Origin of the sequence: Pedobacter antarcticus (assembly GCF_900103515.1) — a bacterium.
Classification (GTDB): Bacteria; Bacteroidota; Bacteroidia; order Sphingobacteriales; family Sphingobacteriaceae; genus Pedobacter; species Pedobacter antarcticus.
On sequence record NZ_FNGZ01000001.1, the window covers coordinates 640,630 to 653,120 of the forward strand.

The 12,491-nt window shown below is 37.1% G+C and carries 13 protein-coding genes; 10 read left to right on the forward strand and 3 right to left on the reverse strand.

The window, feature by feature from the left end:
• Positions 1-762 precede the first annotated feature (762 nt).
• The 3 genes from BLR53_RS02665 to BLR53_RS02675 all read right to left on the reverse strand — a co-directional run bounded on the left by BLR53_RS02665 (position 763) and on the right by BLR53_RS02675 (position 3,417).
• Positions 763-1,128 (reverse strand): winged helix-turn-helix transcriptional regulator, encoded by a 366-nt coding sequence (locus tag BLR53_RS02665; protein WP_074586907.1) that lies wholly within the window; start codon positions 1,126-1,128, stop codon positions 763-765.
• A gap of 36 nt (positions 1,129-1,164) precedes the next feature.
• A complete protein-coding gene (locus BLR53_RS02670; protein WP_074586909.1) occupies positions 1,165-2,178 on the reverse strand; it encodes an LLM class flavin-dependent oxidoreductase in 1,014 nt (337 codons plus the stop codon).
• 114 nt (positions 2,179-2,292) lie between these two features.
• Positions 2,293-3,417 carry an LLM class flavin-dependent oxidoreductase gene (locus BLR53_RS02675; RefSeq protein WP_074586910.1) on the reverse strand — a complete coding sequence of 375 codons (1,125 nt, stop codon included), beginning with the start codon at positions 3,415-3,417 and terminating at the stop codon, positions 2,293-2,295.
• A gap of 279 nt (positions 3,418-3,696) precedes the next feature.
• On the opposite strand from BLR53_RS02675, the gene BLR53_RS02680 reads away from it, so the two are divergent.
• From BLR53_RS02680 to trxA, 10 genes are all read left to right on the forward strand, one after another.
• On the forward strand, positions 3,697-4,515 hold the full coding sequence (locus BLR53_RS02680; protein WP_074586911.1) for an SDR family NAD(P)-dependent oxidoreductase: 819 nt from the start codon (positions 3,697-3,699) through the stop codon (positions 4,513-4,515).
• A 63-nt stretch (positions 4,516-4,578) separates the two neighbouring features.
• A complete protein-coding gene (locus BLR53_RS02685; RefSeq protein WP_244889440.1) occupies positions 4,579-5,334 on the forward strand; it encodes a helix-turn-helix domain-containing protein in 756 nt (251 codons plus the stop codon).
• A complete protein-coding gene (locus BLR53_RS20145) occupies positions 5,324-5,482 on the forward strand; it encodes a helix-turn-helix domain-containing protein (protein WP_244889447.1) in 159 nt (52 codons plus the stop codon). Before BLR53_RS02685 ends, BLR53_RS20145 begins: the two co-directional genes overlap by 11 nt.
• A 354-nt stretch (positions 5,483-5,836) precedes the next feature.
• Entirely contained in the window at positions 5,837-6,193 is a 357-nt protein-coding gene (locus BLR53_RS02690) for a hypothetical protein (protein WP_051760089.1), read from the forward strand.
• The gene (locus BLR53_RS02695; RefSeq protein WP_037442899.1) at positions 6,190-7,194 is read left to right on the forward strand and encodes a type II toxin-antitoxin system antitoxin SocA domain-containing protein; all 1,005 of its coding nucleotides are present in this window, start codon (positions 6,190-6,192) and stop codon (positions 7,192-7,194) included. The genes BLR53_RS02690 and BLR53_RS02695 overlap by 4 nt, the downstream gene beginning before the upstream one ends.
• 574 nt (positions 7,195-7,768) lie before the next feature.
• Positions 7,769-9,100 carry a Gfo/Idh/MocA family protein gene (locus BLR53_RS02700; RefSeq protein WP_074586913.1) on the forward strand — a complete coding sequence of 444 codons (1,332 nt, stop codon included), beginning with the start codon at positions 7,769-7,771 and terminating at the stop codon, positions 9,098-9,100.
• A 261-nt stretch (positions 9,101-9,361) separates the two neighbouring features.
• A complete protein-coding gene (locus tag BLR53_RS02705; RefSeq protein WP_051760091.1) occupies positions 9,362-9,946 on the forward strand; it encodes a sigma-70 family RNA polymerase sigma factor in 585 nt (194 codons plus the stop codon).
• 19 nt (positions 9,947-9,965) lie between these two features.
• Positions 9,966-10,265, forward strand: a complete 300-nt coding sequence (locus tag BLR53_RS02710; RefSeq protein ID WP_037442957.1) for a hypothetical protein — start codon at positions 9,966-9,968, stop codon at positions 10,263-10,265.
• A 569-nt stretch (positions 10,266-10,834) separates the two neighbouring features.
• Positions 10,835-11,575 (forward strand): hypothetical protein, encoded by a 741-nt coding sequence (locus tag BLR53_RS02715; protein ID WP_074586916.1) that lies wholly within the window; start codon positions 10,835-10,837, stop codon positions 11,573-11,575.
• Between the two features lie 398 nt (positions 11,576-11,973).
• A complete protein-coding gene (gene trxA, locus BLR53_RS02720) occupies positions 11,974-12,333 on the forward strand; it encodes a thioredoxin (RefSeq protein WP_074586919.1) in 360 nt (119 codons plus the stop codon).
• Positions 12,334-12,491 lie beyond the last annotated feature (158 nt).

Sequence of the window (12,491 nt, forward strand, 5' to 3'; positions counted from 1 at the left end):
AACAATGACAGTCTTTCACATAATTTCTTGTATGAGACCGGCCATTTTCAATACACTTTAAACGTAATGAACAAGCTTAATAAAAATTTTGAAATTCTGCAATAAACCCATATCTTTAATCATAGCAATTGCAACTAAAAAATACAGACAAAAAGGTGAGTGATTCCGTGAGTCACAATTCACAAAACCTCCAGATAGCCTTCGCTGAAAACTGAACAAAGTTCATATCCCAGCGGGATCACGAAAGCCTCAATGAAAATTGAGGCTTTTTACATTAAAAGATATTTCTATTTCCTGCTTCTTTCGACTTCATTCCTACTTTATGATCTATATAAACAACAGGAAGCCTTTCATAAAGTTAAAGACATCTATGGATACCACTAAACTTAATTATCATGCCTAAGTGAGATTGTTAAATCCAGATCGTATTTGTAAATTGCAATATAATTTAGGAGCGATATGAAAAAAGAAACTAAAGACAATCTTAACGAACTTCCAAAAACATGCGTTACCGAATTATCTGATAATGAGCGTCTAATTAAAGATATATTTCGTTCTGATTTTGATAAACTTAAACTCTTTACCAAAATGTTACGCACAAATAATCTTTTCAATAAGGCCGTGATTATTCATAAGTAGTGCCGAAAGGCCTTTTTAATCCTTTGAAGCAATGCTATCACTGGCTTTGTCGCTAATGACAACCGCTTCACCACTCTTCGCCACTTCGATCAATAAGAAGTAGCCTAAAGCTATTTTTCTTATTTACAATTTTACGGATTCTATATCATGGAAAATTTTCTGCCGGTGATTGATTCCCCAATCCTTAAGTGCATAAATGAGTGGAGTCAGCGTGTCTGCATAAGGCTCCAATTTGTATAAGATTTTCACCGGGTAGCCGTCAATGACGGTTCTGGATAACAATTTATGCTGTTCCAGATCCTTAAGTTCTTTAGCCAAAACTTTTGGAGTGATCCCCGGAATACTTTCCTGGATATCTGTAAAACGATCATTCCCTACACTTACTGAAATGATATTAGGTATTTTCCATTTCCCATTGATTACATCTAGCGTATCCCGAACTGGTTGTATGGTATCCAGACAATCACAGTGTATTTTTTTTTGTGCCATATTTCAAGCTTAAAAATGTTAAAATAACTCCTTAATTTAATCTTCAGTTTCATTGATATCTTTCATCACTTCAGCAAATAGTTCTGTCGACTTAATCCGATCTTTAATATCATAGATCGTAGATACCACAATGAGTTCATCGACCTGGGTTTCTTTAAGAAAAGCTTTCGTCTGCTCTTTCACCGTTTCCTTATTGCCGACAAAGGAATATTTAAGCATTTGATATAAACTTGGATGTTGAAAAATCTCTTTCAGATCATCAGTCATATCTGTTGGTGGTTGTAATGGTTGAGAATTTCCTGTCAATACACCGAAAAACATTCTAATCAAAGAAGTGAATAATCTCTGAGCCTCTTCATCCGTATCAGCGACAACCACATTTACTCCAGCAATTGTATAAGGTTTCGCTAAAGATTCGGAAGGCTGAAATTCTTGTTTGTAAATATTTAAGGCATTCAATAAATGTGTCGATGCGAAATGGCTTGCAAAGGCATAGGGCAATCCTTTTCTTGCTGCTAAATGAGCACTGTCAGTACTGGAGCCTAATAAATAAATTGGAACATTCGCTCCTTCGGCAATTGCCGCTCTCACTTGAGCGCTTTTGTTAACTAATGAAAAGTAATTCTCAATCTTTTCAATTTCTGCAGGAAAAGATTGAGCCGCTTTCATAAAATCCGATCGTATAGCTTGCGCCGTTACTGTATCTGTGCCCGGAGCTCTACCCAGACCTAAATCAATTCGGTTGGGATATAGATGAGCAAGGGTGCCGAATTGCTCTGCTATTACTAAGGGAGAGTGATTTGGCAGCATAATACCACCTGAGCCTACTCTTATCTGTTTGGTATTTTCAGCTACATAACCAATTAAAATAGAAGTAGCGCTACTTCCTACAGCATCAGAATTATGATGTTCGGCGAACCAATATCGTTTATAGTTATTTGCTTCCGCCACTTTTGCCAACGTGAGAGAATTATTCAATGTCTGTTTGAAAGTACTGTCTTTTGAGACGATGGCAAGTTCTAAAATAGAGTGAGCAACCTGTTTTTTCATTTTTTGGATATTAATTAATAAAAATTACTTTTTATGATAGCATTAATTTATAAAAAGATAGTTAATTGAACCTTACCCCTATTCTGAAAAGAGTTGGTTGAAAAGTATTCGATATTAAATTTTTCTAAACGATGGATTTGGTAGCTCAAGATTTCCGCGGAGAGTTTGTTCTTCATAGTCAGTATGGAAAATTTCTCTTTCTTGCAAAATTGGTACTACCAATTCAATAAAATCTCGTAGACCGTGAGGATGGTCTTGCTTGATCATCAACATATCCATAATCCCTTCTTCATACCACTCTTGAATATCGTCAGCAATCTGTTCGGCTGACCCAAAAAATAAAGGTGGTGGAATTCTTTGATATGGATTCAGCTGCACCAATTTTAAATACTTTTTATGCGCTTCTGCTTCTGTGCGTCCTACGATTGGATTCTGAGAGGTTGCGATAATAAAATTATAGGGGTCTCTATTTTTCTCCTCTAATTTATGTCTCAGTGCGTTTGAGGTAACCTCTACAGCTTCCTTTGTAAACCCTCCTATAAAAGCACCGTCTGTGTAAGTGGTTGCAATATCTACAAATGTGGAGGAACTGCCTGCTGTGTACAAAACAGGCCTTCCTTGAACAGATCGACTCAAGTTCAGGGGGCCTTCAACAGAAAAATATTTTCCGCTGTAGTTTGTTAAATGCATTTTTTCTGGATTCAAAAATATCCCGTTTTCTTTATCCCTTATAAATGCATCGTCCTCATATGTATCCCACAAATGCATAAGAATTTCTAAAAACTCTCTGTGCATTGGATATTGATCTGACCTGGAAAGGTGTCCCCGACTGAAGTTAACCATTCCACCGGGATTAGAGGTAATAGCATTTAACGACGCTCGTCCCTTACTTATTTTATCTAAAGACAATGCTTGTCTGGCAATATTATAAGGATCAGTGTAAGAACTCGAGGCAGTGAATGCAAGTCCTATTCTTTCTGTCTTCATAGCTAAAGCAGACATTATAGAAACACCTTCGAACATACTCAGATAATGTGGGAAATTTCCGGCTCCAACGTGGCTCACATCAATTAAAAATAAACTTTCAAATTTCGCATCTTCCGCAAGTCTGGCCTGTTTAACATAAAAGTCAATATTTTCACTTGCATCTGCCGGCATATCGGGATGTTGCCAAGCCGTATGATTCCAACCTGTCCCTTCTATAATGGCAGCCAGTTTTAATTTTTTTCTGTTATTCATGAATTCATTATTACTTCCAGCTATCAGAACGCCTAACTGATAAAGAATACAAATTTACGGTTAACATACTTACAAAAAGATAGTGCTTTCCCAAAGGAAAGTATCTATTATAGACTATACTTTCCTTTGGGGAAGCACTATGGATTTAAAAGCATATAAAATTTAAATTAGCAGCGGCTAGAATTTCGTTAAAACGTATCATTATTGCCTACTTCTGTATCATTATTATGCTTATTAACCGCATAATTTTGCCTATATCAAATAGATAAAAATAACATAATGGCAAAGACAATTTTTATAACAGGAGCATCCCGTGGTTTTGGAAGGATTTGGACAGAAGCATTTCTAAAACGTGGTGATAATGTAGTGGCAACAGTGCGTAACCTTGATGCATTAGCAGCATTGATAAATGAATTTCCATCAAACTTATTGGTGTTAAAACTTGATGTTACGGACAAAAACGCAAGTTTTGAAGCAATTGAAGCAGCAAAAAACCACTTTGGAGTAATTGATGTATTGATAAATAATGCAGGATTCGGGCAGGTCGGGGCTATAGAAGAACTAGACGAGAAAGATGTAAGGGCGCAATTCGAAACTAATGTATTCGGTTCATTATGGACCATTCAAGCTGTTTTACCAATTATGCGGGAGCAGAAATCAGGGCAAATTATTCAGCTTTCAAGTGCATTGGGAATTAATACAGTGCCATTAATGGGGATATATAGTGCTGCTAAATTCGCTGTTGAAGGTCTTACGGAAACATTAGCTAGCGAAGTAAGTGGTTTTGGTATAAAAGTGACGATAGTAGAACCTGGCGGATACGCAACAGATTTCTTTGGAAGCAATTCCCTTGCGGTAAGTTCGTCCCTTTCTGCTTACGATGCGATAAGAAAAGATTTTTATGAGCACGCAGGAGATCAAGATTCTGGTAACCCTACAGCTACAGCGGGAGCAATTTTAGGCTTAGTAGATACTGAAAACCCACCATTAAGATTAATTCTGGGTAAAATTGCTTTACCTTGGATAAAGCATACTTATGAAGAACGTCTTAAAACATGGGAATCATGGCAAGACATATCTGTGGCAGCACATGGTTAATATAAAACTGATATTGACTGAATCTGAATGTACCAGATTCAGTCTTTTTATATGGTTAAAAAAATGAAACACTTTACCAAAATAAGCGAACTGCATGAAGCGCTTGGCGTTACACCTCCGGAACACCCTCTTTTTAGTGTGGCATACGGTGAACGGGGCACCTGTGACGGAAATAGCATACTCGAATTTTCTTCTGAATTTTATATCATAGGATTTAAGAAACTGAAATCGGGCAGCATGCAATACGGTAAAACGAAATATGACCATGACCGTGGTTCAATGTCTTTTGTAAAGCCCCGGCAGAAAGTAGCCTTTAAAAATGTAGAACTCGAGGAAAAGGGATTTTTAGTTCTGATCCATGAAGACTTCTTAACAGGAACTGCCTTTTACAATGAAATCAAGAAATATAGTTATTTCGACTATGAGGTGAGTGAGGCTCTGCACCTTTCCCCTGCAGAAGAGGACATCATCTGGAATCTGTATTTCAGCATTGAGAAAGAATATAAAAATAACACCGATGAACTGAGCAAGTCTATCATTATCAGTCATCTTGACGCCATGCTTAAATACGCACAGCGCTTTTACAAAAGGCAGTTTATAAATCGCACACAATTATCCGGCTCAACAATTACAAAGTTCAATGAATTACTTACCGCTAATTTTGAAGAGCGAAAAATGAAAGATATCGGCTTGCCAACAGTGGCTTTTATGGCAGAAAAGCTGCATATATCTTCACGTTATTTAACCGACGTACTGAAACAGGAAACAGGAAACAGGAAAAACGGCATTGGAGCTGATTCATCTTTTCTTGATTGCTGAAGCGAAAAATATGTTGACTGAAGGCGACCTGAATATTTCTGAAATTTCGCATTTGCTTGGATTTGAAAACACAACGTATTTTTCGCGTCTGTTTAAAAAAGAGGTAGGCATCACTCCTAATCAATTCAAAGGACGCTTTTTAAACTAACAATAGCTGACCATAATGATTAAGAAATTTCCGTTTCTTGTTTAGTTGGTCTCCATGAGCTGCCCAGTGCATTCTATTATGCACTATCTGAAAATCACACAGATACTTCTGTAATTGGATCATAGTCTCCACCCCTAGTTGTGCTTTGGTCTTTGTCCCAAAGTAAACAACAGTTCATTTTTATCACTTTAAAGTTGCATTTAATACATAATTAAAATAGTAATACAACTGTATAGTTATATTAGCTATATTTGTTCGACACTATTTAGTTTTTGGTAACTAGCGAGATGAAGTGTAGTAACTCGCCGATAGAATTGGGTAATGCACCTTTAAAATTTATTTAAAAAAAATATATTGGCTACTATTCATGATGTAGAAAATTTTCTTAGAGATTTTAAAACGAAAGCGCAGATTTTCGGTATTTTCTTCCGTGATTCAAGACAAAAAAATACTCAAGCGCTTTTAGACATGGAGCTTACCCCACTGAAAAGATGTCAGATAGTTGAGGCAGTAGTCGCCATAGATTATTCCGAAGGCCCTGTTGATGATGACCTTAATGGCATTGCCAGTATGTGGATTTTTGGAAGAACACATAAAAAACAAGAAGTATACATTAAGATATCTATGGGACCTAAAGATGACCCAGCCATCTGCATTTCATTTCATTTGGCAGAGTACCCCATGAGCTATCCTTTAAAAAGAGAATTATGACCAGCCCATTCAACAAAAAGCCAATGCTCCGCAAGTATAAAGAAGTTGATCTCAAATTTAGAAAGGAAGAGTTTCGGATTTGGTATCACTATTTTGAATGCACCCAGACCCAGGAGGCATTCACTAATACAGAACTGGATGAGATAAACATGAATCAAGTTTATAACCAGTATAGAGAAAGGTATGGAATTCCATTTCCAGAAGAAATCACAAGTATCAGAGAAAAATACGGAATTTCAGCATCCAAGATATCCGAGATTCTTGGACTGGGAACAAACACATACCGCTTATATGAAAATGGCGAAATGCCATCTGTATCGAACGGCAGATTGATTTCCACTATAGAAAAGCCAATTTCTTTCCTATCACAAGTTGAGGCCAGTATCCATTTTCTTAGCGAAAAAGAAATTAATAGGATTACCAGTAATATCAAGAAAATCCAAGAGCAGGAAAACAGGGCGCTATGGGAAACTATGTTTGAGGAAAAAATATTCCATAATCATAAACCCTCTGAATACAATGGCTATAAAAGTCCAGATCTTTCAAAGATTGCGAAGGTTATTTCCTATTTTTCAAGTAAACTGGACACCTATAAAACCAAGGTTAACAAATTGCTTTTTTATAGTGATTTTCTGATGTATAAGAGGACTGCACATTCCATGACAGGTATAACCTACAAGGCTATCCCCTATGGGCCTGTACCAGCCGAATATGACAAGATGTACATTAAACTTTGTGATGATGAAAAGATAAATATCACACAGATCGCATTCAGCGATGGAAATTACGGCGAAAAGATAATCGGAAAGGCAGATGATTATATGGACAATTTCAGTAAAATTGAACTCGAAGTACTGTCAAGCGTCCTTGGACACTTTAAAGGAAGTACTACCAAGGAAGTTGTAGATATAAGTCACAATGAACCTGCATGGAAAGAAAACGAACCTGCAAGAGAATTAATCAGCTACCAGAAATATGCGTTTGATCTGAAAGCCTTTTAGCTATACTTTGTTTCCCTAAAATTGTCTTTCCCTGGAATGGCTATACCATAAACCGAACCCGTGAAGGTTACAAAGTCTAAAATTGGTGAGCAGAAAAAGAGAGCGGTTTGCAGCGTTTAAATTAGCTTATTTTCATAAGTAAATTCTTAATAAGTTACGTTTTCTAAGTATACGTTTCTAACCAGAATGTAACTGGTAAAAACGTGCCGTTTAAGAGTAAGGGATCAATCCATTATACATAAAAGCCAGATACTAATTACGAGCACGGTTTTGCATAAACTAGAATTAGTTCAGTCATTGCCAATGTTATATATAATGTAATTCATTGAAATTTAATTTATTAGGGATGAGTGGACTACATACCTACAAAATCACCAATACCTAGGTAGGTATTCTAAAGTCTTGTTCGCCTAAATTTTCCCTCACTATTAAATCGTGATCACAATAAAAGTGTTAGTGTATTATTGCAAGAACAAAAATATCGGTACATTCTTATTAATTTTAACTATATATCTTGGATGCTCCACTAATTATTTTGTAATTTACTTCCAGTATGAACCACAAATCAAATTAAATGTTAAACCGTAGAAATTTTCTCAACTACGCTGCAACCGCAGTGGGAACCACTGCCATACTTTCTGCATTAGACAATCCTGCCTATGCCCTTTTCAATAATACTATTGGTGCAAACAGCCAAATCAATATTGGTGTTATAGGAATCAAAGGCATGGGATGGTCTGACCTCAAAGCTGCCCTCAAGGTACCGGGAGTAAACCTGATCGCCCTGTGTGACAGTGACGCCAATGTGCTTGACGAAAGGATGGCCGAATTAAAGTCGATGAATGTTGACGCCGCAAAAGTAAAAAGATATAAAGATTATCGTGCGCTACTTGATAATAAAGATGTCGATGCAGTAATTATCGGGACACCCGATCACTGGCATGCCCTGATGATGATTCATGCTGTACAGGCAGGTAAAGATGTATATGTCGAAAAGCCAGTCGGCAACTCTATCATCGAATGCAGTACCATGGTCAAAGCGCAGGAAAAATACAATAAGGTTGTACAAGCAGGTCAATGGCAGCGCAGTCAGCAACACTTTAAAGATGCTGTTGATTTCGTAAAGAGCGGCCAGCTGGGAAATATCAGAACTGTAAAAGTATGGTGTTACCAGGGCTGGATGAAACCTGCTCCCGTAGTAGCGGATACCTTACCTCCTGCTGGCGTAGATTATGCGATGTGGCTTGGGCCGGCGAATAAAAGAGCATTCAATGCCAGCAGATATCACTTCAATTTCCGCTGGTTCTGGGATTATGCCGGTGGGTTAATGACCGACTGGGGAGTGCATTTATTGGATTATGGCTTGCTGGGTATGAATTCACCTGTACCAAAAACCATATCTGCATTAGGTGGCCGCTTTGCCTACCCCGATCTGTATGAAGAAACTCCTGATACGCTGACTACCTTATATGAGTTTGACAAGTTCAACATGGTATGGGATTCTGCCATGGGCATAGATAACGGCTCTTATAACCGCAACCATGGGATTGCCTATATCGGTAACAACGGCACGCTTATCCTCAACAGGGACGGCTGGGAAGTCATTGAAGAAAAGATAAGCGGCAATAAAGTTAACAAGCCCTTTGTTAAATCCTCAGATAATGGACTGGACAATCATATGGTCAATTTCTTTAGTGTGGTCAGATCCAGAAAAAAAGAAGAACTGAACTGCTCTATACAGGATGCTGCACATGTAGCTACCGTCGCCCAGATGGGGAATATTGCCTTCAGAAGCGGACAAAAATTGTCATGGGATAATGCCAAACACCAGTTTACAGACCAGCAGATCAACGATAAATACCTGCTGGCCCCTTATCACAACGGTTACAGCTTACCCAAAGTTTAACGCTACAGTTTAAAAAATGCCATCGAACTATTAAAAACTGTCCAAGAGCAATTGTTAGTAAAATGCATATATAATCGAAAACTATAAACTGACAAACCTGAATTATCTTCTTATCCCATAATTCTTTGATTTTCGCTTGGTCTCTTTTTCTTGCGTCTCGATGGCTCTATTGGGTCTTCTTTGCCAAACTAGTAGTTCATTATCGAACCTGTTGTTTGATATTTTTGCGTAAATTCCTTGCGGTTCATAAAAATATGAAATATGCCTACTAATACCAAAGCACCAGAATTAACAGATGTGGGCCCGAGTCTTTGGGTAAGCAATTATGCCGATTACCTATATAGATACGCTTATACACGAATAGATGATAATGAACATGCAAGAGATTTAGTGCAAGAAACTTTTCTAGCAGCATTGGAAAGTTGGGAAAGGTTCGATGGACGTAGTTCTGAAAAAACCTGGCTTACCGCCATTTTGAAAAATAAGATATTTGATGTTTATCGCAAAAAGTCAACGGCCCTAAATAAACAGTCGATTTCACTTAATGGTTTAGATAACGATGAATTTTTCGAAAGTAATGGGCATTGGAAGAAAGAACATTATCCAGAGTCTTTTGGCATAGAAGAACCTCTTGAATTGGAAAATAAGGAATTCGACAGTATACTGAAAGCTTGTATGAAAAAACTCCCCCCTTTATGGAAGTCGGTATTCTCGATGAAACATATTGATGAGGAAACAAGCGAAACAATTTGCGCTCAGTTGAATCTGACCACTTCAAACTTCTGGGTTATCAGTCACCGGGCAAAAGTAAGCTTGAGAGAATGCCTTCAAAGGAACTGGATTTAGTGAAATAATTATGGATGGTATGAAAAAAGTAAGTGATCAGGATATGGCCGAGATGGTTAATAATTGCAAAAAAGCTACGTTCCTGATTGAAAAACGACAAACAGGAAATATCACACTTAAGGAAACGTTAGAATTGGAATTTCATCTTAAAGGTTGTGAAATGTGTAATATCTTCATGAAACAAAGTTTAATAATCAACCAGTTTGTCAAGAAGTTATTCAACCCCCGCGGAATTGAGCTAAAGTTAGACGATCAATTTAAGGAACAACTTCAAAAACAAGTCGATACAAAACTGGATCAGTCTTTAAATGAAGATTAAATTTCAATTGCCATATATTTGGCATGAATCGGAATTACAGTTTTTAATTTATTCTATGCGTTTACTAGCGTTTTAATAATTGACCGACTTCAATATCTTCTTAAATTATGGAATAGCCCTCCTCTCCTGGTTAATTAACCTACGGCTAATTCGAGATCACACTACTGCCATGTTGCTAAATCACTATCAAGTACCTCCTGCGCGTTTTTGAAATTTTCGCTTTGTCCTTAGCCGGTAAGTGATAGTGCTTTCTTTGGCTAAAATTACCTAGTAGAATTCAATTTGTCCGGGCAGTGTGGGGCAGGCTTAGGGTATTTATGAATTTAAATGTAAAATGAACTGTAAGGAGTTTGTTCCTCAGTCGACTAAGCTGATAAAGACCAATAAGTGTTCTATACAATATCTACTAATATTAAAACCCTCTATGAATGAGGCGTTAATAAAGGCGCTTTTTTTACCTGGACTTCGGCCTTCAATTTTTTTCACATAATCCAATTTCCTTGACGGGCAATCTTTAACATGCGAAGTCAAATACTGAAAGCATGAAATGTAAATAATATATAAAAAACATGAAGTTGAAAAATAACGCCGAAAGTAATATTGTCATCAGCCTCTTAATTATAGGAATTCTTTTGACCATAATAGTTCCTTTAATGCTTCCGTTACTGCCGTTAGGACATCTGAAGGAGTACGGACCTGTAGGCGATGCATTTGGCGGTGTCGCTAATCCAATAGCACAAATTGTTGGGTTCGTATTGCTTTATCGGGCTTTGCGGGCACAAATTAATGCGAACTCGATTTTGCAAATGCAGATAAACGATGAAAATAGTAAAGAAATGCAGGAGCGAGGAGTTAAGCATGTACATGAGCTTTACACTTTCCTGGAAAATAATATAAATAGCTTTAGCTATGAAAATAAATTTGAGGGTACTAATGGTATCCAGGTCTTACATGGCAGACGGGCTATTCGTTGTTTTATTGATGATATCGAAGATATGAATATAGACCTGCACAATGCCGAACAGCTACTACAACAAGATGGGGTGCGGGAAATATTAAGTATCCTGAGAATAGCAGAAAATATTTTTGATAGAATCGGTCATGCGGATATCAATGAGAACGATAAATTATTTTATATAGACCTCATGAAGCATGAACTCACATTTAGCATATTTCCCTATACCGATCTGGACGAATCTGCCAATTTAAAATTAGAACTTTGTGGAGACTGTCATAAATTTCACGGAAATTATCCTCCATTGATTTTTGATAAATTGCAGCAGTTGAAGCGACATTTTCAAAAACAATAATTGTTAGGAACTGATGTTCGATAACTTGAACTCATTAGACAATTTTTCTAATAATTTGGGATTCGGCACATTTTTTCATTTTTCCATAAAATCTTTTCATGGAAGTTGCCGGTTCATTAACTGATATTTAGAATATTGTAAACGAGCAAGGCGTCCTTGACGAAATCAAAATACGGTTGTGCAGTTGGACCAGTGTAAACGTATTCCTTGCCTTTCAGTGCGACCAAGCTGCTTTCCATTAGATATTATAACTACTGAGATTTTAAGCAAAAAAATAAATTGTAAGGAATGCTCGCCCAATGATACTAAGCCAATGACGACGTGAATATGAGCTCACTTCAATACAATTCCAAATACTTGAATAACAATAAGTTTATAACATTTAAACAGATTTTATTATGAAAATGATTAGCAACAATACAGAATTTGAACAAATTATGGCTGGTGACAAACCGGTAGTGCTTGACTTTTATGCAGACTGGTGTGGGCCATGCAGAGCATTATTACCTGTTTTAGAAGCAGTAGGCAACGACTATGCGGAAGACATCGTGATCGCGAAAATTAATGTGGAAGAAAATCCAGAGTTGGCTAAAAAGTTTAGTGTTAGAAGTATTCCAGCTGTATTCTTAATAAAGAATGGCGGAGTAGTTGACCAATTTACCGGTATTCAAAGCAGAGCTGAAATCAATAAAAGGATAGATCAGTTGATTTCCATGGATATCGAAAAAACCAACAAATTAAACATCATGCCTGGTTAGGAAATTATAATAAATTGCAGACTATCCAACATGACATTGCAACTTGACAATGAAATTTAGCAACAATAAAAAGAAGGCAATAACATTAGGGGTGGATGTTTCTAGTGTAGAAATGGCATATGAATCCTGCGCTGTTCTAAGTGGCAAAGGAGGCGAAT

Bases quoted from the DNA above. Each gene is read 5' to 3' on its own strand.
- BLR53_RS02665 (WP_074586907.1), bottom strand. From the start codon at position 1,128: ATGGCACAAAAAAAAATACACTGTGATTGTCTGGATACCATACAACCA.
- BLR53_RS02670 (WP_074586909.1), bottom strand. From the start codon at position 2,178: ATGAAAAAACAGGTTGCTCACTCTATTTTAGAACTTGCCATCGTCTCA.
- BLR53_RS02675 (WP_074586910.1), bottom strand. From the start codon at position 3,417: ATGAATAACAGAAAAAAATTAAAACTGGCTGCCATTATAGAAGGGACA.
- BLR53_RS02680 (WP_074586911.1), top strand. From the start codon at position 3,697: ATGGCAAAGACAATTTTTATAACAGGAGCATCCCGTGGTTTTGGAAGG.
- BLR53_RS02685 (WP_244889440.1), top strand. From the start codon at position 4,579: ATGAAACACTTTACCAAAATAAGCGAACTGCATGAAGCGCTTGGCGTT.
- BLR53_RS02695 (WP_037442899.1), top strand. From the start codon at position 6,190: ATGACCAGCCCATTCAACAAAAAGCCAATGCTCCGCAAGTATAAAGAA.
- BLR53_RS02700 (WP_074586913.1), top strand. From the start codon at position 7,769: ATGTTAAACCGTAGAAATTTTCTCAACTACGCTGCAACCGCAGTGGGA.
- BLR53_RS02705 (WP_051760091.1), top strand. From the start codon at position 9,362: ATGCCTACTAATACCAAAGCACCAGAATTAACAGATGTGGGCCCGAGT.
- BLR53_RS02710 (WP_037442957.1), top strand. From the start codon at position 9,966: ATGAAAAAAGTAAGTGATCAGGATATGGCCGAGATGGTTAATAATTGC.
- BLR53_RS02715 (WP_074586916.1), top strand. From the start codon at position 10,835: ATGAAGTTGAAAAATAACGCCGAAAGTAATATTGTCATCAGCCTCTTA.
- trxA (WP_074586919.1), top strand. From the start codon at position 11,974: ATGAAAATGATTAGCAACAATACAGAATTTGAACAAATTATGGCTGGT.